Genomic DNA, 21,853 nt, shown 5'->3' with positions numbered 1-21,853 from the left:
ACTCCGGCCGGTTGATACTGAACTGTCATATCCGAATGACCGGGTTCGGCGGATCTGCCCATAAGATGCAGTCGGGTCCGCTCCTTTCGATCGGCGGTCCGACGACTGCTGCCGCGGGTACGACCCGACCGAGACGGAACGCGCTGGAGGTGAACACGACATGCAGGGCTTGGTGCTGCAACTGACCCGCATCGGGTTCCTGTTGTTGCTCTGGTTGTTCGTCTTCGCAGTGATCCGCACCCTGCGCGCCGACATCGCGTCGGCCGGCGGTCTGCGTATGCCCCGGTACTCGGGCGGCTCGGAGAAACGACGCCGCGGTGGTGGCGTCCGCGGCGCGGCCCGCTATCTCGTGGTGACCCACGGTGCACTGGCGAACACTCGGATCAGCCTCGGCCAGCAGCCGGTCCTGCTCGGACGCGCGGACGACTCGACGCTCGTGCTCACCGACGACTACGCCTCCGAGCGGCATGCGCGGCTCTCGCGACGCGGCGACGACTGGTACGTCGAAGACCTCGGCTCCACCAACGGCACCTACCTCGATCGGTCCAAGGTGACGACCGCGGTCAAGGTGCCGCTGAACACGCCGATCCGCATCGGCAAGACCGTGATCGAGTTGCGCCCGTGACACTTGTGTTGCGCTACATCGCGCGCAGCGACCGCGGTCTCGTTCGGTCCAACAACGAGGACTCCTTCTACGCGGGTCCGCGCCTGCTCGCACTCGCCGACGGCATGGGCGGCCACGCGGCCGGCGAAGTCGCCAGCCAACTGGTCATCCGCGCGCTGAGCACGCTCGACGACGACGAGCCCGGCGGCGACCTGCTCACCCAGCTCGACAGCGCCACCCGCGCCGGCAACGAGGCGATCGCCGCGCAGGTGCAGGAGTCACCCGAACTCGACGGCATGGGCACCACGCTCACCGCGATCCTCTTCGCCGGTAGCCGAATCGGGTTGTGCCACATCGGCGATTCCCGCGGCTACATGTACCGCGACGGTGCCCTGACCCAGATCACACGCGACGACACGTTCGTCCAGACCCTCGTCGACGAAGGTCGGATCACCGCCGAACAGGCACACACCCACCCGCAGCGTTCGCTGATCATGCGTGCGCTGACCGGCACCGAGGTCGAACCGACCCTCACCATGCGGGAAGCGCGCGCGGGTGACCGGTACATGCTCTGCAGCGACGGCCTGTCGGACGTTGTGACCGAGGACACCATCGCCGAGACCCTCGGCTCCATCGCTGACCCCAAGGAGTGCGCGGACCGCCTCATCGAGCTCGCACTGCGCGGCGGCGGCCCCGACAACGTGACCGTCGTCCTCGCCGACGTCGTCGACACCCAGTACGGCGACTCGCGACCGATCGTCGGCGGGGCGGCCGGCGGCAACGAGGAGATCTACACCCCCGATCCCGCCACCGCCGCGGGACGCGCCGCGGCACTACGCCCGCCGCCTGCCGAACCGCAGCGTCCGACGGTGCTGACCGAGGACGAGCCCCCCGCCAAGCAGAAGAGCAAGTACCGCCGCTGGATCGTCGCCGGAGTCGCGCTGGCCGTGATCGCCGCGCTCGTCGTCGGAATCTTCGTCGTCCGCGCCATCGTGCGCAGCAACTACTACGTGGCCGCCGACGACACCGGCGATGTGCTCATCTACCAGGGTTCACCGGAGAAGGTCTTCTTCCTGTCGATGAGCAACCCGGTGCAGCGCGTCTGCGTCGAAGATCTCGACCAGGCGGAACCGAGCTACACGTTCATCTCCTACGACGCCTCCTGCGAGTTCCCGCTCAACGTCGACGACCTGGTGTCGGGACCTGCCCAGTCGGTCAAGAACGTGATGATCCGGAACAAGAGCGAAGAACAGATCCAAGGCGTCGTCACCGACGAGCTCACCTTCCGCTGCGACAACGCACCCTCGTCGCCCTCCCCCGCGCCGACTCCCCCGGCACCGGCACCGTCGGAGTCGACGCCGAGCACCGATCCGTCCGCCCCGGCACCCCGCGCCACCGCGGCGCCGGCACCGGGCATCCCGCAGCAGGGCGCCACCGAATCGGTGGCACCGTCCACCGGCAACGCCGGGCCGGCCGACACGCCCGCACCTGACCAGGACGCCGTCACGAGCTGCCGGCAGCAGGTGAGATGACTCAAGCCGCGCCCGCCCCGCACGCCCCGCCACGCCAACCCGCCACGAGCACCGGCCGCAACGCCGAACTGCTGCTCCTGGGATTCGCCATCGGCCTGGTGACGGTGGCGCTGCTCATCGTCCAAGCCGCCCAGGGCCAGAACCTGACCTGGGACATCCTCAAGTACGTCGCCGCGTACACCGCACTGTTCGGGGTCGCCCATCTGGTGGTTCGCCGCTACGCACCCCACGCCGATCCGATCATGCTGCCCGTCGTGGCCGTCCTGAACGGTCTCGGCCTGGTCCTGATCCATCGTCTCGACCTCGGCACGGGCAACACCGGGGAGTCGGTGAATGCCACCGAGGCGACCCGCAACGCCGATCAGCAGTTGCTGTGGGCAGTGCTGGGCATCGTGGCGTTCTCCGCGGTGCTCATCCTGATCCGCGACCACCGGACACTCTCGCGGTACGCCTACACGCTCGGCCTCGGCGGACTGGTCTTCTTGATCATCCCGGCGATCCTGCCCAGCGCGTTCTCGGAGATCAACGGGTCGAAGAACTGGATCATCACGCCGTTCTTCTCGATCCAGCCCAGTGAGTTCTCCAAGATCCTGATCATCATCTTCGCGGCCGCGGTGCTGGTCTCCAAGCGTGATCTGTTCATCACCGCCGGTCCGCACGTGCTCGGTGTCGACCTCCCGCGCGCCCGTGACCTCGGTCCGCTGCTGGCTGCCTGGGCCATCGCCATCGCCGTCATGGTGGTCCAGAAAGACCTGGGTACGTCGCTGCTGATCTTCGCGACCATCCTGACGATGCTCTACGTGGCCACCTCGCGCGTCGAATGGCTGGTGCTGGGCATCGGGCTCTTCGCGATCGGCGCGGTCTTCGCGTGGTCGATCTTCTCGCACCTGCAGACCCGGGTCTCGGTGTGGCTGAACCCCTTCGAGGACTTCGACGGCTCGGGCTACCAGATCGGGCAGAGCCTGTTCGGTCTGGCCACGGGCGGACTGTTCGGCACCGGACTCGGTTCGGGCCGGCCCAACATCGTGCCGTTCGCCAACACCGACTTCATCATCTCGACCATCGGCGAGGAACTCGGCCTGGCCGGCCTCACCGCGATTCTGCTGCTGTACATGATCTTCATCCACCGCGGTCTGCGGACCGGCATCGCCGTCCGCGACAGCTTCGGCAAACTCCTGGCGACCGGTCTGGCGTTCACCATCGCGATGCAGATCTTCGTCGTCGTCGGCGGCGTCACCAAGTTGATCCCGCTGACGGGTCTCACGACGCCGTTCCTGTCCTACGGCGGATCGTCGCTGCTGGCCAACTACATCCTGGTCGCGTTGCTCATCCGGATCTCGAACGCCGCGCGGGAACCCGATCCCGGGAAGAAGCGTCCCGCGGCCAAGCCCGTCGAGGCACTGCCGACGCAGGTGGTGAAGCGTCGATGAACAAGCCGATCCGCAATGTGTCGATGGCGGTGATCGTGATGATCATCGCCCTGCTCGCCAACGCCACCTACGTGCAGGTGTTCAAGGCCGACGCCCTCAAGACCGACCCCCGCAACAATCGGGTGCTGCTCGACGAGTACTCCCGGCAACGCGGCCTGATCACGACCGCTGACGGCACGGTGATCGCGTTGTCGGTGCCGATCGAGAGCCGCCTGAAGTTCCTGCGCCAGTACCCGCGGGAGGGCGCCGAGGCGTTCGCCCCGGTCACCGGTTTCTACTCGTTCCAGTACCTCGCGAGCCAGATCGAGCACTACGAGAACAGCATTCTCAACGGCTCCGACGACCGGCTCTTCGGTCAGCGGTTCATGGACATGTTCTCCGGGCGCGACCCGCGCGGCGGCAACGTCGTCACGACGATCAACCCCAAGGTGCAGCAGGCCGCGTACCAGGCCATGCTCAACGGGCCGTGCGACGGTCCGTGCCGCGGGGCCGTCGTGGCGCTGCAGCCGAACACCGGCAAGATCCTGGCGATGGTCTCGACGCCGAGCTATGACCCCAACCGGCTCGCGAGCCACGACCAGGAGGTCCGCGAGAGCAGCTGGGAGGCGTGGAACCGGCCCGGCGACACCGCGCAGCCGATGCTCAACCGCGCGATCAGCCAGCTCTACCCGCCCGGCTCGACCTTCAAGGTCGTCACCTCGGCCGCGGCCCTGCGCGACAACATCACCCCGGGCATCCGCCTCACCGCAGCTCCGACCTTCCCGTTGCCGGGCACCGACGTCTCCCTCCCGAACTACGGCGGCGAGACCTGCCCCGGGTCGTCGGGCGGAACCGTGTCGCTCGAGACGGCGTTCAAGTACTCGTGCAACACCGCCTTTGCCGAACTGGTGACCGAGAAGATGTCCGACGCGATCCCCAGGTTCACCGAGACCGCGAGCCTGTTCGGCCTCGACCAGCCCGGCCCCGACATCCCGATGCCCGTCGTCGACTCGACGGTCGGGCAGATCCCGTCCCTCGACGTCCTCGCGCAGGCGTCCATCGGCCAGCGTGACGTCCGGCTCACCCCGCTACAGAACGCGATGATCGCCGCGACGGTGGCCAACGGAGGTGTGCGCATGCAGCCGTACCTGGTCGACAAGTTGCAGGCGGCGGACCTGCGGACCCTGCAGACCACACCGCCGACGACGGCCAACAAGCCGATCACGCCCGAGCAGGCCGCCGAGCTGACGTCGATGATGATCGAGTCGGAGCGGTCGACGGCCGGCGCGGGCGGCCCGGTGTCGATCGCGTCGAAGACCGGCACGGCGGAGAGCGGATCGAGCACGGACACCCCGTTCTCGTGGTACATCGCCTTCGGACCGTCGTCGAACGCACAGATCGCGGTGGCCGTCGTGGTGGAGAATGGACAATTCGGCGCGGACTCGGTCGGAGGGACCGTCGCGGCGCCGATCGGACGAGAAGTGATCAACTCACTGGTGGGAGGTGGCAGTCGATGAGCCTGCAGAACGGCACCACCATCGGCGACCGGTATCGACTCATCCGCCTGATCGCCACGGGCGGCATGGGCCAGGTGTGGGAGGCGCTCGACACGCGCCTGAATCGTCGCGTCGCGGTGAAGGTCCTCAAGGCCGAGTACACCAGCGATCCGGAGTTCATCGCGCGGTTCCGCGCGGAGGCCCAGACCACCGCGAAGCTGAACAACCCCGGGATCGCGAACGTCTTCGACTACGGCGAGACCCCGGATTACAACGGCGGCGACCCGCTCGCGTACCTGGTGATGGAACTCGTCGACGGTGAGCCCCTGAACTCGGTGATCTCCCGCCTCGGGCGGTTGTCGCTGACCAACACCCTCGACATGCTCGAGCAGACCGGCCGCGCCCTGCAGGCCGCGCACAGCCAGGGACTCGTCCACCGCGACGTCAAACCCGGCAACATCCTGATCACCCCCGTCGGCCAGGTGAAGATCACCGACTTCGGCATCGCCAAGGCCGTCGACTCCGCCCCGGTCACCAAGACCGGGATGGTCATGGGTACCGCGCAGTACATCTCCCCCGAGCAGGCCACCGGCGACGAGGCGACCGCGGCGTCGGACGTCTACTCGCTCGGCGTCGTCGGCTACGAGGCCCTCACCGGGCGTCGTCCGTTCCTCGGCGACGGCGCGATCACCGTCGCGATGAAGCACATCCGGGAGGCACCGCCACCCCTGCCGACGAACCTGCCGTCCGGGGTCCGCGAGCTCATCGAGATCACGATGGCCAAGGACCCGCGGCAGCGCTACGCGAACGGCGGCGAGTTCGCCGACGCGGTCGCCGCCGTGCGTGCCGGGCGTCGTCCGCCGCGACCGGGCGCGATCGCCGGTGCCGCGGCAGGCGCAGCGGGAGCCGCCGCGCTCGGCGCCGCAGTCGCTCGTGGGGCCACCCCGACGGGTGCGGCCTCGCGGCCGGTGACCCCTCGGCCGACGTCGCGGACCGCGGTGGCGCCACCGCCGCCGGACAACAGCTGGACCACCGGTCAGAAGGTCCTGGCCGGCATCGCGGCCGCCCTTCTCGTCGGTGCCATCGGGCTCATCGGGTTCTATCTGGTGAACAGCGGGAACGGGGACGCGGCGACACCACCGCCGCCGTCGACGACGGTCGTCGAGACCACGACCGCGGTGGAACCGACGGAGGAGCCCGACGAGCCGACCACGACTCGACGCACGACCCGTACGACCACCAGCGAAGAGACGTCCAGCGAAGAAACGACGACGGAGACGACCACGCCGCGTCAGCAGACCGACACCTCCGAGCCGCCGCCGGACCCCGGTGCCGCCACCGGCACCCCGTGTTTCCCCGGCGTACCGTTCTCACCGCTGTGCTGATGGTGCTGTGTACGAGCCGTGCGTTTGAGCCGATAGTTTCCGATTGACCCGTTCTGACCACAGATCCTGAGGGGCGAACCACCGAGGCCGATGTCGACACCACACCACCTCTCCGACCGCTACGAACTCGGCGAAACGCTGGGTTTCGGTGGCATGTCCGAGGTGCACTACGCGCGCGACCTGTTGCTGCACCGCGACGTCGCGGTGAAGGTGCTGCGTGCCGACCTCGCCCGTGACCCGTCGTTCTATCTCCGGTTCCGCCGCGAGGCCCAGAACGCAGCGAAGCTGAACCACCCCACGATCGTGCAGGTCTTCGACACCGGCGAGGCCGAGACCGAGGACGGCCCGCTGCCGTTCATCGTGATGGAGTACGTCGACGGCGACACCCTGCGAGATGTGTTGCGCGCCAACGGCCCCATCTCGCCGCGGCAGGCGATGACGTGGATGGCCGACGTCGCGGCCGCCATGGACTTCTCGCACCGCAACGGGATCGTCCACCGCGACATGAAGCCGGCGAACGTGATGATCGACAAGTCGGGTGCCGTCAAGGTCATGGACTTCGGCATCGCGCGGGCGATGAGTGACGCGACGTCGACGATGACCCAGACGTCCGCGGTGATGGGCACCGCGCAGTACCTGTCGCCCGAACAGGCCCGCGGCATCAAGGTCGACCCGCGCAGCGACATCTACTCCATGGGTTGCGTGCTCTTCGAGCTCCTCACCGGTGAGCCTCCGTTCACCGGTGACTCGCCGGTGGCGGTGGCGCACCAGCACGTGCACGAGGATCCGCCGTGGCCGTCGCACGTCCGGCCGGAGATCCCGCGCGAACTCGATTCCGTCGTCCTCAAGGCGATGAGCAAGAACAAGGACAACCGGTATCAGTCGGCCGCCGACCTGCGGGCAGACCTGATCCGGGTCCTGGCGGGCGGCAAGCCGTCGGCTCCGATGCTGTTGTCGGACGAGGAACGCACCGAGTTCATCGACACCGGACCGCGCCGGCCCACCCGGACGGAGACGACCGGTCCGCGTCGGCCGATCGCGGGCCGCACCTCGAACGGCAACGGCGGAAACCACCGGCGTGACGAGGACACCGAGGAGACACCCCGACGCCGCTCACGGCTCCTCATGGCCGGCGCGCTGCTCGCCGTCGTGGTGCTCGTCGGAGGTCTCTTCCTGTGGTCGCCGTGGGGTTCGGGCTCGGCGGCGCAGGTGTCGGTGCCGGCGGTCTCCGGACTCAGCTCCGACGACGCGCAGGCCTCGCTGGAACGGGCCGGCTTCGAGGTCCGCGTGCTGGAGGAACCGAGCCTCGACGTCGGTGTCGGTCTCGCCACGCGGTCGACCCCGGGTGAGGGCGTGATGGCGGCCGAGGGCTCCGAGGTCGCGCTCTATGTCTCGACGGGTCCTCAGCGTGTTCGATTGCCGTCGGATCTCGTGGGCAAGACGCCGGCCGAGGCGTTGGATCAGCTCAAGGTGCTCGGGTTCACCAACGTGCGAACCGACCGCGTGGACTCGACGACCGAGATGAAGGACAAGGTGGTCTCGACGGCACCGGCCGTCGGCGCCGAGGTCCCGGTCAACGGTGCGGTCGTCGTCAACGTGGGCAACGGCCCGCGCGAGGTGACGGTCCGCGATGTCGTCGGCATGTCCGAGAGTCAGGCACGAGCCGTGCTGGAAGAGCTCGGCATGATGGTCGTCGTGGTCGCGGCCGACTCCGAGCGTCCGGCCGGAGAGGTCATCAGCACCTCACCGGGTCCCGGGTCGACCACAGAGCAGGGCAGCACCGTGCAGATCAGCGTGTCGCGGGGCAACCTCTTCACCGTCCCGAACCTCCGGGGCAAGACGCCTGCCGAGGCCCAGGCCGATCTCGAGCGGGCCGGCTGGGAGCGGTCGACGCTGACGCGGCAGACCCGCAACGTGCCGCTCGGCAGCCCCGACGACGGTCGCGTCGTCGGCCAGGAGCCGAATCCCGGGTCCCAGGCCCGCAAGAGCGGTTCGATCACGATCATCGTCGGCCAGGCGAGCCTGCTGCCCAACTGATCGTCTCTGCTGGTTGAGCCGGCACCGAGCGAGCGGAGCGAGGAGCCGAGTCGAGACCACTTCGGTGACCTCGCCGCCGAAGTCAGCCGACCGCGGTCGCCATCTCGGCTTCGAGGGCGGCCACGCGGGTCTCGTCGATCTCGATCCCACATGTCTTGAGCCAGTTGGCGAGCATCCGGTGACCGCCCTGGGTCAGGACGCTCTCCGGGTGGAACTGCACGCCGTGGATGGGTAGTTCACGGTGGGCCATCGCCATCACGATGCCCGACTCGGTGCGTCCGGTGACGACGAGTTCATCAGGGATCGTCTCGGGGAGCACCGTCAGCGAGTGATAGCGCGTGGCGGTGAACGGATCCGGCAGTCCTTCGAGCACGCCCGCGTCGTCGTGGAAGACCAGTGAGGTCTTGCCGTGCAGGAGTTCCGGTGCGCGGTCGACGGTGCCGCCGAACGCCGCACCGATCGCCTGGTGTCCCAGGCACACACCCAGCAGCGGCAGTTCCCGTTCGGCGGCGACACGGACCATCGGCATCGTCGCGCCGGCCCGCTGCGGCGTGCCGGGACCGGGGCTGAGCAGGACGCCGTCGAATCCGGCAACGGCCTCGCGCAGATGGTCGGGATCAGCCGGGGAGAGTTGCGGGTCGTCGTTGCGCCACACGACGGCCTCGACGCCCAGCTGGCCCAAGTACTGGACCAGGTTGTAGACGAAGCTGTCGTAGTTGTCGACCACCAGAATGCGACTCACGCGAGAAAGGCTACCGCCGAAGCGGGTGGTCGGCGTCGGCGACCTGGTGAGATACCGTAGATCTCGAGTGTTTGCCAGTGGCGGGGACGAGCTCACCTTCTCCCGCCCGCGTACGACCGCCCCGGCGGTGCCGCACAACAGAGGAAGTCATGCCGAAGTCAAAAGTCCGGAAGAAGACCGATTACACCATCAACCCGGCCAGCCGGACGCCGGTCAAGGTCAAGGCCGGCCCTTCGAGCACCATCTATGTAGGCGTCATGCTCGGCCTGATGGTGCTGGGTCTCGCCTGGCTCGTCGTCTACTACCTGGCCGCCACGCCCACCGCGTACGGCGGCGAGGGCCAGGTCCTGCATTGGATGGCCGAGCTCAACTCGTGGAACTTCCTGATCGGTTTCTCGCTGATGGTGGCGGGCCTGTTGATGACGATGCGTTGGCGGTAGACGCCGACGGTCGTTCGCGTGTCGAATGCGCTGAGCTGCTGAAACACACGCGTGTAAGTTATCCACACTGTGGAAATCACATGTGTGTAAGTCATCCCCACTGTGAGTAACTCCTGTGGATAACTCCGAGGTCTCTTACACACACGCGTGGGCGACCCCCGTCGGCGCCGGTCTGGTCGGCTGCCTCGGCGGCGTGGCGTTGGTGGTGGCGGCGGTCGTCGCCGCTGCCGATCCGGCCGGCATGGTCCTGATGGGCGTCGCCGGGATTCTTCTTCTCGTGCTCGGCGCCTACACCCTGCTGGTGCGTCCCCGACTGGCCATCACATCGGGGCCGAACCCCGCTCTGGTCCTCGGGACCTTGCGAGGCCAACGGACGTACCCCCCGGAACGCATCGAACGGATTCGGACGCTGTCGATCCGTCGGGTCGGCCGGCGGGTCGGACAGTTGGAGATCGACGTTCTCGACGACGACGCAGCCGGCACGACCGCGCACGACCGCGGCGTCGGCCCTCGCGACGACACCCGACTCGTGGTCTTCAGCCGCTGGGACCTCGGGACCGACCTGCCGACCGTGGTCGACGCGCTGCGCGACGCCGGCTTCGTCGTCGACGAGGGATAGGTCGCGCCGCAGCTCAGCGGATGTAGACGAGCCCGTCGTACGCGACGCCCGCGCCGATGCCGAGCCCCAGCGCCACGACGAACAGTGCGGCGAGCGCGATCCAGCCGACACGACTCGCGGCCTGGGGAGTCCGACGACCCGCGGGCAGCACAGCGTCGGGGAGGTACACGACGGCCGCGGTGGCGGCCGCTCCGAAGGCGAGCCCGCCGAGATGTCCGAGGACCGAGATGCCGGGCAGGGAGAACGACAGCACCACGTTGAAGCCGATGATGAGCAGAACCGGGACCGGGGACACGCGGGCCTTGAGGATGATCACGAGCATCGCGCCCATGAGTCCGTAGATGGCTCCGGAGGCTCCGGCGGTCAGGGCGCGGTCGTCCTCGAAGAGCATGACGGCAGCGCTGCCGCCGAGCAGTGCGATCAGGTAGACGGCCAGGTATCGGCCGATGCCGAGGGCGAGTTCGAGATCGCGGCCGAGGATGTAGAGCGACAGCATGTTGACGGCCACGTGCATGACGCTGAAATGCAGGAAGCCCGCGGTGAGGAGACGCCAGTACTCACCGGCTGCGACATCGCTCTTGAGGAGGTCGCCGGCGGCGAAGATCGCCGCACCGCCTGGATCGCCCACTCCGGCCTGGAGAACGCACAGCGCGAAGATCAGCAGGTTGACCGCCATGAGCGCGTACGTGGCGTAGGGCTGCGTCGGGGCCGTGCGGGTGCGCGCCATCACGGGGACACCGCGGCGTGGGCCGCCGAGCGAGGGAGACCGTTGCACTCCGTCGTTGCGGAGGCATTCGAGACAGTGCTGGCCGACCGATGCCGGACGCAGGCACTCGGGACACGCCGGCCGTCCGCACCGGCTGCAGGACAGGCCGGTGGGACGGTCGGGATGCCGGTAACACACCGCCCGCTGCGGGGCGGTGTGTTCCGGAGAGGTCAGTTGACCTCGATCTTCTCGATGACGACCTCGTCGAGCGGACGGTCGCTGCGGTCGGTCGACGTCGTGGCGATCGCGTCGACGACCTGCTGCGAAGCCGGATCGGTGACCTCACCGAAGATGGTGTGGCGACGGTTGAGGTGCGGGGTCGGGCCGACGGTGATGAAGAACTGCGAGCCGTTGGTACCCGGGCCGGCGTTGGCCATCGCGAGCAGGTACGGACGGTCGAACTGCAGCTCCGGGTGGAACTCGTCGCCGAACTGGTAGCCGGGGCCGCCCATGCCGGTTCCGGTCGGGTCGCCGCCCTGGATCATGAAGCCGGAAATGACGCGGTGGAAGACCGAGCCGTCGAAGAACGGGCCGGAGTTGCCGCCGGACGCGTTGGGCTTGCTGTACTCCTTGCTGCCGTCGGCCAGCCCGACGAAGTTCTCCACCGTCTTGGGTGCGTGGTTCGGGAACAGGTCGACCTTGATGTCGCCGCGATTGGTGTGGATGACTGCGGAGCTTTTCGGTGTAGTCATCCCTCCATCCAACCACTCACCCGGATCCGCTGGTCGGGACACGGCCCCGAGGTGCGCAGATGCACCGGGCGGGGTGGCAGCGGCGCACACCGGCTGGCACTCTTGAGCCCATGTCCAAGAACTACCTCTTGACCGCGCTGGGTGTGGTCGCCGCGTCCGTCACCGCCGCCGTCGTCGTCGGCTCGCTGCGTCGCGCCCGACGCGTGGTGGCCCCGGTGTCCCCGACCGTCCCGCGGATCGAGGAGGTCCGCGAGGCGCTCGCCGAGAGCACCGAGACGCAGGCTTCGTGACCCGCCGCGGCCGACGCGACACCGGGCCGCTCGCCACGCACGGGTAATTTGGTCTCGTGACCTCAGACGACGAGCGCTCCCCGAACCCGCCGCCGGGGTCCGGCGGCGCAGACGACCGGACCCGCGAGTCCTGGTCGGCGCCCGAGAGCTCCGCACCGACGAGCAACCCGGCGCCGTGGGAACGGTCCCCCGCACGACCTGCGGGCTTGCCGACCTCGTCGCAGGGAGCCGACGCTCCCGACCGTTCCGACGGCCGGCCGGCGCCCCGCGGTGACTTCACGCCGCCGCCGGGGGGTCGACCGCCCACCAGACCCGGGCCCCCGCCGGGCCGGCGACCGGCCCCGCCGCGCGGTGACTCGTTCGGGACGTCTGGTCCCTCCGGGGGACCGCACCCGTCCGGTGCGCCGGGTCCGCGGCCGAACGGCCCCGGGCCCGTGCCGGCCGGGCCGGTGGCGGGCGCCAACCCCACCGTGCAGCGCCCAGGCGGCAATCCGTCCGGCCCGGGTCCGCGACCGCCGATGCCATCCGGTCCGCCCGGACGCCGACCCCCGCCCGGTCAACGTCCGGGCCCGGGAGGAGCGCCGTTCGCCAAAGGCACTCCGCCGCAAGGCAATAGGCCCACAGATGGCTCCCGTCCACCCTTCGCCGGACCCCGGCCGGGTGCAGCCCCGGGCGGACGACCGGACTCCTCCGGTCGGGATTCCGACCGGGACGATCACGCGACACAGGTGGTGGGTGCGGGCGGACTGGCTGTCGGTCTGTCCGGCGATCCTTCTCCCGATACCCGCGTCGTGGACGGTCCCGGCACGGCCGGCGCACCTGCCGCCGACCGCCCGGACACCGAGACCTCGGGCCCTGCCTCCCCGGCGACCCAGGCCTATTCAGCAGTTGAACCCGCCAGAAGTTCGGAGGACAGCGTGGCTCCCCAGTCCGGTGCCGGTCCGCGCGTCAATCGGATGGCGTTGTGGGCCTTGGCGTTGTCGATCCTCGGAATCACCTTCATCGTGGGACTGGTCCTCGGATACCGTGCGCGCACCCAGATCCGGCAGCGTCGCGAGGCGGGTCTCCCCTTCGCCACCGCCGCCATCTGGGTCGGCTGGGCCTACGCCGGGGTCTTCGTCTTCGGGCTGCTCGTCTACGGGTGGATTCTGTTCATCGCCTGAGCCGGACTCACAAGCGGCAAGCCGCCCTCCGCGTCCCCCTCTGCTCCATGAGGAGGCCGGAGCTAGTGAGCGTCCCCCTCTGCTTTCTAATCCCAAAGAACGACATAATCATTGCTCCCTGAGGTGCGAGGAGCGTTAGCCGCCGGGCCGAGCAAGCGACGAAGGAGCGCGTCGAGGTCGACGAGCCACGAAGGGCCTGGTGAGACAGGTTGCGGAGCCCTTCGTGGCTCGCTTCGCTCGCACCTCAGGGAGCAGAGATGTGGACGCTCAAGAGTGTTCTTTCGTAGTCCACGACGACCATCGGGCCGCAGGTCTGGAGAGCGAGTTCGCGAGCGTCCCCCTCTGCTCCCTGAGGAGGCCGGAGCTTGCGGAGGCCGTCACGAAAGGTCCTGGCGAGATGCGTCACCAACGGGACTGACACGCCCGGTCAGAAGTACCCGTTGCCCGGCAACGGGGTGTCGTTCACGCGGAGGTCCCCGATGGCGACGGCCTTGTACGACGTCGGGTTGTGCAGGGTGATGGTCCGGATGTTGCGCCAGTGCCGGTCCAGGTTGCGGCTGCGGCTCGCCGACGACGCGCCGCCCCCGTCGAAGACGGCCGCCGCCGCTGGGAGGGCGATGCGATCGACGTGCACCTTGACGCGCGCGGCGGCGAGCGACGCCTGCGCGAACTGCTCGACGTCGATGACCCCGCGTCGTGCCAACGCGTTCGCGGTCTCGACATGTCGCGCGGCACTCAGGACCGCGTCACGCGCGACGTGTGCGGCCGCGTCGATCTCACCGATCCGTTCCAGCAGGATCGGATCCTGCCGTGGCTCGGGCGACGGCGCATGCTCGAAGGTCCGCGCACGCGAATGCAGCAGCGCCAGTGCGTCATCCGCGGCGGACAGGAGGATGCCGGCGATCAGCGCCTGCAGGAACAGCTGCAGGAACGGGCCGTCGTTGGCGGCGGGCGGTGTGGAGTCGTCGAGTTCGACGAACTCGAGGACGTCGTCGGAGGTGACCCGGACGTCGTCGAACAGCGTCGAGCCGGTGCCGGTGCGGTGTTGCCCGATGCCGTCCCAGTCGTCGACGACGCTCACCCCGTCGCGGTCTACCGGGACGACCACTTTCACCAGCCGTGAACGCAACGCGTCGGGGACGATCGCGAGCACCGTGACGTAGTCCGCGAAAGCCGTTCCGGTGCTGTAGAACTTCTCGCCGCGCAGGCGCCAGCCGTCACCATCGGGGACGAGCTGTGTCGCGTACTGGCGTGACCCGGCGGCGACACCGCGTTCACTGGACGCGTTACCGACGATGGCCCCCGCGGCGATCCGCTCGCTCCAGCGGCTGCGCACCGGTCCGATGGGAAGGCGTTCGATCTGCTCGACGAACCAGTAGTGGGCGCGCAGGATGTGCGCCGCGATCGGGTCGGCGCGGGCGAGGTCGATGATGAATTCGAAGAGTTCGACGCTTCCGGCCCCGGCACCCCCCGACTGCGTGTCGAGGGACAGCGCGGTCAGCCTCGACCGCCTGAGCAAGGCCACGGCCTCCCGTGGGTCCCGCCCTTGGCGCTCGCGCTCGGCCGAGCCGGCCGCGATCTCGGCGAGGATCTCGTTCCGGTCGGTCACGACCCGCGCGGGGGCGGTCATGCGGGGACCCCCGCGAACGCGCCGCGATAGCGTGCCGCGGGGTGTGACTCCGGAAGTCGGTCGCGGCCGGACAGTTTGGCCCGTGAGGTCCCCTCGGCGTACTCCCGCTTCGCCAGGCCCCGCTCGCGCAGGACGGGCAGCACGTGTTCGGCGAACTCGACGTAGCTGCCGGGGATGGTCGCGTTGATGACGTTGATGCCACCCACGCCGGCGTCGCGCCACTGCTCGAGCCGGTCGGCGATCTGGTCCGGTGTGCCGACGACCCGGCCGGTGCGGCTCCGCAACTGGGCGAGATCGCGCACGGTCGGCTCGCGGTCGGGCACGGCTTCCCGGAGCCACAGCAGGAAGCTCTGGGAGCCCTCGGTGTGGATCTGCCCGATCGGGGTGTCGAGGTCGTAGTGTCCGAGATCCACGCCGATGCCGCCCGCCGAGTGGGCGATGATCGTGCTCGGGTCGATGAGCTCGTCGAGTTCGCGCGACTTGCGCGCAACTTCCTCCTCGGTGCTGCCGATCACGAACGAGAGTCCCTGGAAGAACTGGAGATCCGTCGGTTCCCGGCCGGCCTCGGTCGCGAGGCGCCGAGTGTCGGCGATCAGCGTGCGCGCCGCGTCGGGAGACGGCGAGAGGATGAACTGGGCCTCCGCATTCCGGGCCGCGAAGCTCCGTCCGGCCGGCGAGGAGCCGGCCTGGAACAGTACCGGGGTCCGCTGCGGGGACGGTGACACCAGATGCGGTCCCTCGACACGGTAGTGCTCGCCGACGTGGTTGATCTTGTGGACGCGGTCGTAGTCCCCGTGCAGGCCGCCGGTCTTGTCCTGGATGAGCGCACCCTCGTCCCAGGATCCCTCCCACAATTTGTAGGCGACGTCGACGTACTCGTCGGCCCACGCGTAGCGGTCGTCGTGTTTGGTGATCCCGTCGTATCCGAAGTTGCGCCAGGCGTTGTCGGACAAGCTCGTGACGATGTTCCACGCGATCCGGCCCTTGCTCAGGTGATCGAGGGTGGAGACCTTGCGAGCGAAGTCGAACGGATGCTCCTGCAGGATCGAACTCGTGATGGCGATGCCCAGATGCTCTGTGTGCGAGGCGATCGCGGAAGCCAGCACGAGTGGGTCGTTGCTCGGGATCTGCAGGCCGGAGTCGACGAACTTCTTCCAGTCCCCCTGGTAGTCGTCGTACAGTCCGACCACGTCGGCGAAGAAGATGAAGTCGAACCGGGCCTCCTCCAACAGTTTCGCGAGGCCGATCCAGTGGTCGAGGTCGTTGAAGCGGTGTTGCTGCGCCTCCGGTGCCCGCCATGCTCCGTGCAGGATGTGCGACGTCGTGTTCATGACGAAGGCGGCGAAGTTCAAGGGGGGCGCGGACATGGATGCTCCTGATCACGAGGCGTCGGACTCAGCGCGACGTTACGGACGACGACGCGTGTGCGGCGACTTCGGATCACGGTGGCCTCAAGGGGTGCCCGACACCGTCCGATGCCCCTAGGTTGTGGTGATTCCCGTCCCGACGCCGGGCTCGCGCTGTCGTGTCCCACGACCTCGAGCGGCGTTCGCCGCCATCTGTGCTGCCCGAGGAGATGTTCTGTGTTGCGACGAAGTCCTGTGCTGCGACCACCGCGTCGATCCCGCCTGCTGCCCGCGGTCGGCATCGCTCTGACCTGCGCGGCCTTGCTCGCCGGATGTGCCCAGCCACGCACCGGTGACGGCGAGTCGACAGGGGTCCCCGCCACACCGGGCCAGTACGTCTCGGGCGGAACCATCTCCTACGGCCACGAGCAGGAACCGCCCTGCGTGCACGGTGGGTGGGTCCAGAACGCTTATCTGGCAAGGCAATACCTCGACAACCTGGTGTCGCTGGACGACTCGGGACGAGTGGTGCCGTGGCTCGCCACCCGCTGGGACATCTCCCCCGACGGACGCTCGTACACCTTCCATCTGAAGCCCGGTGTCGAGTTCAGCGACGGCACAGCGCTCGACGCCCAGGCCGTCAAGGCGACCTTCGCGTCGTATCTGAATCCGGACAAGCCCAACGGCACGGTGGTGTCCTACATCGGCAAGTACTTCGAGTCCGACGAGGTCGTCGGACCGCTGACCTACCGGATGAACCTCAAGTCGCCGTACACCCCGCTCCTCACCGTGCTGACGCAGGGTTACTTCGGAATCCAGTCGCCGACCGCGCTGGCGCGTGGTCCGAAGGCGAACTGCACCAGCCCGGTCGGGTCCGGCCCGTTCATCATCGAGCGCTGGGATCGCAACCGCAGCATCACTTTCGTGCGTAACCCCAACTACACCTCGCCGCCGGCGAACGCTAAGAACCAGGGTCCGGCCCATGTGGACAAACTGGTCTGGAAGTTCCTCAAGGATCCGGTGCTGCGCTACGGATCACTGCGCAGCGACTCCTCCGACGTCATCTACAACGTGCCGGCCATCAACTGGGCGGACGCGACCAGCCGCTATCAGGTCAGCCGCTACGTGACACCGGGGCGCCCGAACGCCATCACCCTCAACGTCGACCATGCTCCATTCGACGACGTCCGGGTTCGCCAGGCGTTCGCCTACTCGGCCGACCGTCGCAAGGCCGTCGAGACGGCGTTTCTCGGCGTCGTCCCCTACAACGCCAACGGCGCCCTCAGCCAGAGCACACCGGATTACGACCCGGCGGCCGGGAACTACCCGCACGATCCGGCGGCGGCCGCGGCCCTGCTCGACGAAGCGGGCTGGACCGGCAGAGACGACGACGGCATCCGCACGAAGGACGGCCGACGTCTGACCGCCCGGGTCGTGTACGCCGCGGACGCGATCGTCGGACCCGAGGGTGCCGCGATCCTGCAGGCGGTGGCTCGACAGGCGCGTGACGTCGGCTTCGACATCCAGCTCGTCCCGGCCACCCAGAGTGCCTACTTCGGCGGGCAGTACGCCAAGGCGCCGACCTACGACGCCTACGTCGGCTATTGGACCAGCCCGACCCCTGGCCTGCTGTACATCAACTGGCGTCAGCGACTCCCGGACAGTCCCAACCCGCACAACACCGCGTACTACAACGACCCACACCTGCAGACCCTCATCGAGAAGGGCAATTCCTCCTCGGATCCGGTGCAGGCCCGGGCGTTCTACCGCGACGCCCAGCGCCTCATCGGTGACAACGCGCTGTCTATCGGGTTGTACACGCAGACAACGTCGTTGGCGGTGTCACCGCGTCTGCACGGAGTGTGGGTCGAGAAATCACAAGGCGAACCGGTGTTCGCGGATGCGAGGTTCGTGCGATGACCCTGGTCGACGACCCGGCCGTGACCGCGGCCAGACGCCAGGTTCTACCCCCGCGGGGCCTGACCCGGTGGGCGGGCAAGATCGGATCCGCTGTCTTCGTGCTGTGGGCCGCGGCCTCGGTCACCTTCCTGCTCCAGGTCCTCGCCCCCGGTGACCGCGCGACCCTGCTCCTCAACCTCTCATCGGGTGAGAGCCGGGAACGCACCCCGGACGAACTCGCCCCGGTCAATGCCGAGTACGGCTTCGAAGACTCGGTGTGGTCGCAGTACCTGGATTATCTCGGTGGCCTTCTGCACGGCGATCTCGGCATCTCGTACCAGCTGCAACAGCCGGTCACCGAGATCATCGCCGACCAGATCGGACCCACGCTCGTTCTCACCCTCACCGCCCTTGTCGTCGCATGGCTCTTCGTGCTCGTCCTCACGACACTCACCGCGGGCCGTCGCGGGCCCTGGGGCGCGGCCGGGTCCTTGATCGAGACCGTCAGCGCCGGCCTGCCGCAATACTGGGTGGGATCCATTCTCCTGGTGGTGTTCGCGATCAACCTCGGTTGGTTTCCCGTCGAGAGCGGAACCGGCCTGTGGGGACTCGTCCTTCCGGTGCTCACACTGGCCATCCCGCTGTCGGGGTTCCTCGGCCAGATCGCCCGCGACGAGTTCGCCCGCGCACTGGATCAACCCTTCGTGCTCACCGCGCGGAGTCGGGGACTCGGTGACCTGTCGGTCCGATACCGACATGTGTTGCGACACTCCGTCCTTCCCGCGATCACGGTCTCGGGTTGGGCGATGGGCGCGCTGTTGTCCGGTGCCGTCATCGCCGAAACCGTCTTCGCGCGTGCGGGTATCGGTCAGACGCTCGTCGCGGCGGCCAGTTCGCGCGACGTCCCGCTGGTGAGCGGCATCGTGCTCTTCGTCGCGCTCGTCTACACGGTCGCCAACCTCGTCGTGGACTTCCTCTACACCGTCATCGACCCCAGGATCGAGGTCCCATGACCCTCACCAATCCGGTCCGGCCCGCACTGACGAACGCGCTCTCGGCGGTACGCAGGTCCACCACCGGCACGTCTCGCGGACAGGACGACCACCCGCATCGCTCGTGGCCGCCGGCGACGGTGATCGCCGCGCTCGTGGCTCTCGCGCTACTGCTCGTGGCGGCGGTGGCACCCAACCTGCTCGCACCCTACGACCCGCTCGCCGTCGACCTGGACGCGACGTTGCAACCGCCCAGCTGGGCGCACCCGTTCGGCACCGACCTGTCGGGCCGAGACCTGTTGAGTCGCGTCATCGCCGGCACAAGACAGTCGCTGATCATCGGGCTCGGCGCGGTCGCACTCGCATCGGTCCTGGCGGTGTTGCTCGGCATCGCCGCGGGGCTGTCCGGCCGCGTCGCCCAGGCACTGGCCAACAAGTGGATCGAGGTGATGTTCGCCTTTCCCATCGTGCTGCTGGGCCTGCTCCTCACGTCGGTGTTCGGCCCCGGGCAGTGGACACTCATCCTGGCGATCGGCATCGGTATCGCGCCCGGGTACGCCCGCATCGTCCGCGGTCAGGTACTTGCCGTGCGCAACGCGCCCTTCATCGAGGCCGCGACCGCCCTGGGACATCCTCGTCGCCGAATCCTTCTGCAGCACATCGCACCCAATGCACTCCGCCCGATGATCGTCACCGTGACACTCGGCGTGGGGCAGGCCATCATCTGGGCGTCGGGACTGGCCTACCTCGGACTCGGCGTACCACCACCCGCGCCCGAGTGGGGCGCACTGCTCGACGCCGGACGCACCTACATCACCGTTGCCTGGTGGCTCGAGATCTTCCCCGGTCTCGTGATCGTCGCGGTGGCACTGGCATTCACGACCGTGGGCCGGTACCTCGGCACTCGCCTGGAAGGAGATCGTCGATGACCGTCGTCACCCGGGAGGCAGTGTCCGCCACCCGTGAAAACCGCACCGACACAACGCTGGCCGAGGTCCGAGACCTGCGTGTCTCGTTCGCCGGCCGCGAGGTCGTGAAGGGCGTGTCGTTCAAGGTCGACGCCGGACAGTGCCTGGCAATCGTCGGCGAATCAGGTTCCGGCAAGTCCGTCACCGCACGCACCCTGATCGGCCTCACCGGGCCGGGAGCCGAGATCGACGCCGCCGCCCTGTCGTTCGACGGACGTGACCTGCGCGGCCTGGTCGACCGCGACTGGCGCGCCATCCGAGGCCGCGAGATCGGATTCGTGCTCCAGGACGCCCTGGTGTCCCTGGATCAACTACGCACGGTGGGCAGCGAGATCGCCGAATCGCTGACCGCGCACGGTGGGGTCGGCCGCCGGACCCCGAAGCGGCTCGGGCGGGCGCTCCGCGAGGAACGTGTCGTCGAGTTGCTCGACCTCGTGGGCGTCCCCGAACCGCGGGTCCGGGCGCGTCAGCGTCCCCACGAACTCTCCGGCGGTCTCCGCCAGCGTGCACTCATCGCATCCGCGCTCGCCCAGGATCCGAGACTCCTGATCGCCGACGAACCGACGACGGCCCTCGACGCCACGGTCCAGGCACAGATCCTCGACGTGCTGGCCGAGGCGAAGTCGCGTGGCAACGGCATCATCCTCATCTCGCATGATCTGGCCGTCGTGTCACGCCTCGCCGACCGCGTGGCCGTCATGCGCGACGGAGAGATCGTCGAGTACGGCAACACACGCGAGGTGCTCACCGCTCCCCAGCACGAGTACACCCGGGGTCTCATCGACGCGATCCCATCCCGCGCGTCCAAGGGCACGCTGCTCGTCAGCGGTGAACAGCTCGCGACTCCGGCGACGCCGAGACCCGAACAGCCACTCGCCCTGCGTGTCCGCGACCTGCACAAGTCGTTCACCGGCAAGGCGATCACCGCCCGACCGGCCGTGGCCGGGGTCAGCTTCGACCTCGCGCCCGGTCGTACCCTCGGCATCGTCGGCGAGTCGGGCTCGGGCAAGACGACCACCGCGCGGATCATCCTCGGTCTCACCGAACCCGATTCCGGCACGGTCGAACTGAACGGCGGGGCGTGGTCCGGGCTCTCCGAAGCCCGGCGCCGCGAGTCGCGCCACCTGATCTCGGTGATCTACCAGGACCCGCTCAGCTCGTTCGACCCACGATGGACCGTCGACCGCGTCCTGGCGGACGCCCTGCGGGTGACCGGCGTTCGCAGCGCAGACCTCGACCACCGGATCACCGAACTCCTCGACCAGGTCGGACTGCCCGCTGAGTACCGGCACCGTCACCCCTCACGACTGTCGGGCGGACAGCGCCAGCGCGTCGCGATCGCCCGTGCGCTCGCACCGCGACCCGCCGTCATCGTGTGCGACGAACCGGTTTCGGCCCTCGACGTGTCCATCCAGGCGCGGATCCTCGACCTGCTGGCCCGCCTGCAGGCGGAAACCGGTGTCGCCCTGGTGTTCATCTCCCACGACCTGGGGGTCATCCACCACGTCAGCGACGACATCGCGGTGATGCGTGCCGGCGAGGTCGTCGAATATGGTTCGGCCGATGCGGTTTTCGACGACCCCCAGCACCCCTACACCCGCGAACTCCTCGCCGCGGTGCCGCGGATTGACGCCGCCCCCTGAGCCGGAAGAACTGCCCATGCTCCCTAATCCGAAAGAACCTCAAACCCCTGATCCCTGAGGTGCGAGGAGCGCCAGCGACGAGAGGGTCCTATAGCTTGTCAAGTGCTCCGAGGTCAGTGGTGAGGTCGCGGAACACTTCGCGGGCGATGTAGCGCTTGAGGCAGCGGAGGATGTCTTTCTTCGTTTTGTGTTCGGCGGAA

The 21,853-nt window shown here is 68.5% G+C and carries 19 protein-coding genes; 14 read left to right on the top strand and 5 right to left on the bottom strand.

The window, feature by feature from the left end; translation table 11 throughout:
• The first annotated feature begins 160 nt into the window (after positions 1–160).
• The 6 genes from JW364_RS19530 (at position 161) to pknB (ending at position 8,463) form a co-directional block, all read left to right on the top strand.
• Positions 161–625, top strand: coding sequence for an FHA domain-containing protein (locus JW364_RS19530; RefSeq protein WP_058253019.1), 465 nt, complete (start codon positions 161–163; stop codon positions 623–625).
• Positions 622–2,136 carry a PP2C family serine/threonine-protein phosphatase gene (locus tag JW364_RS19525; RefSeq protein WP_068971405.1) on the top strand — a complete coding sequence of 505 codons (1,515 nt, stop codon included), beginning with the start codon at positions 622–624 and terminating at the stop codon, positions 2,134–2,136. Before JW364_RS19530 ends, JW364_RS19525 begins: the two co-directional genes overlap by 4 nt.
• The gene (locus JW364_RS19520) at positions 2,133–3,566 is read left to right on the top strand and encodes an FtsW/RodA/SpoVE family cell cycle protein (protein WP_065630650.1); all 1,434 of its coding nucleotides are present in this window, start codon (positions 2,133–2,135) and stop codon (positions 3,564–3,566) included. Before JW364_RS19525 ends, JW364_RS19520 begins: the two co-directional genes overlap by 4 nt.
• Positions 3,563–5,062, top strand: a complete 1,500-nt coding sequence (locus tag JW364_RS19515) for a penicillin-binding protein 2 (RefSeq protein ID WP_205334139.1) — start codon at positions 3,563–3,565, stop codon at positions 5,060–5,062. Before JW364_RS19520 ends, JW364_RS19515 begins: the two co-directional genes overlap by 4 nt.
• Positions 5,059–6,426, top strand: a complete 1,368-nt coding sequence (locus JW364_RS19510; protein ID WP_058253015.1) for a protein kinase — start codon at positions 5,059–5,061, stop codon at positions 6,424–6,426. The genes JW364_RS19515 and JW364_RS19510 overlap by 4 nt, the downstream gene beginning before the upstream one ends.
• A 90-nt stretch (positions 6,427–6,516) precedes the next feature.
• Positions 6,517–8,463, top strand: coding sequence for a Stk1 family PASTA domain-containing Ser/Thr kinase (gene pknB, locus JW364_RS19505; RefSeq protein ID WP_078114065.1), 1,947 nt, complete (start codon positions 6,517–6,519; stop codon positions 8,461–8,463).
• A gap of 82 nt (positions 8,464–8,545) precedes the next feature.
• Here pknB and JW364_RS19500 read toward each other — a convergent pair whose 3' ends face one another.
• Positions 8,546–9,205 (bottom strand): aminodeoxychorismate/anthranilate synthase component II, encoded by a 660-nt coding sequence (locus tag JW364_RS19500; RefSeq protein WP_078114064.1) that lies wholly within the window; start codon positions 9,203–9,205, stop codon positions 8,546–8,548.
• Between the two features lie 149 nt (positions 9,206–9,354).
• Here JW364_RS19500 and crgA point away from each other — a divergent pair, with 149 nt between their 5' ends.
• Both crgA and JW364_RS19490 read left to right on the top strand, forming a co-directional pair.
• Positions 9,355–9,645, top strand: a complete 291-nt coding sequence (crgA, locus tag JW364_RS19495; RefSeq protein ID WP_010843022.1) for a cell division protein CrgA — start codon at positions 9,355–9,357, stop codon at positions 9,643–9,645.
• 115 nt (positions 9,646–9,760) lie between these two features.
• Positions 9,761–10,264: a PH domain-containing protein gene (locus JW364_RS19490; protein ID WP_165629291.1), complete on the top strand. Its 504-nt coding sequence runs from the start codon at positions 9,761–9,763 to the stop codon at positions 10,262–10,264.
• 13 nt (positions 10,265–10,277) lie between these two features.
• Here the strand turns inward: JW364_RS19490 and JW364_RS19485 are convergent, their stop codons facing one another.
• Together JW364_RS19485 and JW364_RS19480 are read right to left on the bottom strand one after the other, a co-directional pair.
• Positions 10,278–10,991, bottom strand: a complete 714-nt coding sequence (locus tag JW364_RS19485) for a rhomboid family intramembrane serine protease (RefSeq protein WP_078114087.1) — start codon at positions 10,989–10,991, stop codon at positions 10,278–10,280.
• A 209-nt stretch (positions 10,992–11,200) separates the two neighbouring features.
• Positions 11,201–11,722 carry a peptidylprolyl isomerase gene (locus JW364_RS19480; RefSeq protein WP_058253011.1) on the bottom strand — a complete coding sequence of 174 codons (522 nt, stop codon included), beginning with the start codon at positions 11,720–11,722 and terminating at the stop codon, positions 11,201–11,203.
• A 110-nt stretch (positions 11,723–11,832) separates the two neighbouring features.
• Here JW364_RS19480 and JW364_RS19475 point away from each other — a divergent pair, with 110 nt between their 5' ends.
• The gene (locus JW364_RS19475; protein ID WP_171011560.1) at positions 11,833–12,012 is read left to right on the top strand and encodes a hypothetical protein; all 180 of its coding nucleotides are present in this window, start codon (positions 11,833–11,835) and stop codon (positions 12,010–12,012) included.
• A gap of 917 nt (positions 12,013–12,929) precedes the next feature.
• Complete coding sequence (locus tag JW364_RS19470) at positions 12,930–13,175, top strand: DUF4190 domain-containing protein (RefSeq protein WP_058253056.1); 246 nt, start codon at positions 12,930–12,932, stop codon at positions 13,173–13,175.
• A gap of 427 nt (positions 13,176–13,602) precedes the next feature.
• On the opposite strand, the gene JW364_RS19465 is transcribed toward JW364_RS19470, so the two are convergent.
• Together JW364_RS19465 and JW364_RS19460 are read right to left on the bottom strand one after the other, a co-directional pair.
• Positions 13,603–14,805: an acyl-CoA dehydrogenase family protein gene (locus JW364_RS19465; protein ID WP_205334138.1), complete on the bottom strand. Its 1,203-nt coding sequence runs from the start codon at positions 14,803–14,805 to the stop codon at positions 13,603–13,605.
• Positions 14,802–16,172: an LLM class flavin-dependent oxidoreductase gene (locus JW364_RS19460; protein WP_205334137.1), complete on the bottom strand. Its 1,371-nt coding sequence runs from the start codon at positions 16,170–16,172 to the stop codon at positions 14,802–14,804. The genes JW364_RS19465 and JW364_RS19460 overlap by 4 nt, the downstream gene beginning before the upstream one ends.
• A gap of 234 nt (positions 16,173–16,406) precedes the next feature.
• Here JW364_RS19460 and JW364_RS19455 point away from each other — a divergent pair, with 234 nt between their 5' ends.
• The 4 genes from JW364_RS19455 to JW364_RS19440 are packed head-to-tail and all read left to right on the top strand — an operon-like array spanning position 16,407 to position 21,653.
• Positions 16,407–18,071 carry an ABC transporter substrate-binding protein gene (locus JW364_RS19455; RefSeq protein ID WP_205334136.1) on the top strand — a complete coding sequence of 555 codons (1,665 nt, stop codon included), beginning with the start codon at positions 16,407–16,409 and terminating at the stop codon, positions 18,069–18,071.
• Positions 18,068–19,063, top strand: a complete 996-nt coding sequence (locus JW364_RS19450; RefSeq protein WP_068971166.1) for an ABC transporter permease — start codon at positions 18,068–18,070, stop codon at positions 19,061–19,063. The genes JW364_RS19455 and JW364_RS19450 overlap by 4 nt, the downstream gene beginning before the upstream one ends.
• A complete protein-coding gene (locus JW364_RS19445) occupies positions 19,060–19,971 on the top strand; it encodes an ABC transporter permease (protein WP_068971167.1) in 912 nt (303 codons plus the stop codon). Before JW364_RS19450 ends, JW364_RS19445 begins: the two co-directional genes overlap by 4 nt.
• Complete coding sequence (locus JW364_RS19440) at positions 19,968–21,653, top strand: ABC transporter ATP-binding protein (RefSeq protein ID WP_083229390.1); 1,686 nt, start codon at positions 19,968–19,970, stop codon at positions 21,651–21,653. The genes JW364_RS19445 and JW364_RS19440 overlap by 4 nt, the downstream gene beginning before the upstream one ends.
• Positions 21,654–21,853: the final 200 nt, after the last annotated feature.

Source organism: Gordonia sp. BP-119 (genome assembly GCF_016924115.1).
Lineage (GTDB): Bacteria > Actinomycetota > Actinomycetes > Mycobacteriales > Mycobacteriaceae > Gordonia > Gordonia hongkongensis.
The sequence above is the reverse complement of the archived record's forward strand: the minus strand, read 5'-3'. Positions and strand labels throughout refer to the sequence as shown.

What these genes read in the sequence shown, in the direction of transcription:
- JW364_RS19530 (WP_058253019.1), top strand. Translation starts at nt 161, where the DNA reads ATGCAGGGCTTGGTGCTGCAACTGACCCGCATCGGGTTCCTGTTGTTG.
- JW364_RS19520 (WP_065630650.1), top strand. Translation starts at nt 2,133, where the DNA reads ATGACTCAAGCCGCGCCCGCCCCGCACGCCCCGCCACGCCAACCCGCC.
- JW364_RS19515 (WP_205334139.1), top strand. Translation starts at nt 3,563, where the DNA reads ATGAACAAGCCGATCCGCAATGTGTCGATGGCGGTGATCGTGATGATC.
- JW364_RS19510 (WP_058253015.1), top strand. Translation starts at nt 5,059, where the DNA reads ATGAGCCTGCAGAACGGCACCACCATCGGCGACCGGTATCGACTCATC.
- pknB (WP_078114065.1), top strand. Translation starts at nt 6,517, where the DNA reads ATGTCGACACCACACCACCTCTCCGACCGCTACGAACTCGGCGAAACG.
- crgA (WP_010843022.1), top strand. Translation starts at nt 9,355, where the DNA reads ATGCCGAAGTCAAAAGTCCGGAAGAAGACCGATTACACCATCAACCCG.
- JW364_RS19485 (WP_078114087.1), bottom strand. Translation starts at nt 10,991, where the DNA reads ATGGCGCGCACCCGCACGGCCCCGACGCAGCCCTACGCCACGTACGCG.
- JW364_RS19480 (WP_058253011.1), bottom strand. Translation starts at nt 11,722, where the DNA reads ATGACTACACCGAAAAGCTCCGCAGTCATCCACACCAATCGCGGCGAC.
- JW364_RS19475 (WP_171011560.1), top strand. Translation starts at nt 11,833, where the DNA reads ATGTCCAAGAACTACCTCTTGACCGCGCTGGGTGTGGTCGCCGCGTCC.
- JW364_RS19465 (WP_205334138.1), bottom strand. Translation starts at nt 14,805, where the DNA reads ATGACCGCCCCCGCGCGGGTCGTGACCGACCGGAACGAGATCCTCGCC.
- JW364_RS19460 (WP_205334137.1), bottom strand. Translation starts at nt 16,172, where the DNA reads ATGTCCGCGCCCCCCTTGAACTTCGCCGCCTTCGTCATGAACACGACG.
- JW364_RS19450 (WP_068971166.1), top strand. Translation starts at nt 18,068, where the DNA reads ATGACCCTGGTCGACGACCCGGCCGTGACCGCGGCCAGACGCCAGGTT.
- JW364_RS19445 (WP_068971167.1), top strand. Translation starts at nt 19,060, where the DNA reads ATGACCCTCACCAATCCGGTCCGGCCCGCACTGACGAACGCGCTCTCG.
- JW364_RS19440 (WP_083229390.1), top strand. Translation starts at nt 19,968, where the DNA reads ATGACCGTCGTCACCCGGGAGGCAGTGTCCGCCACCCGTGAAAACCGC.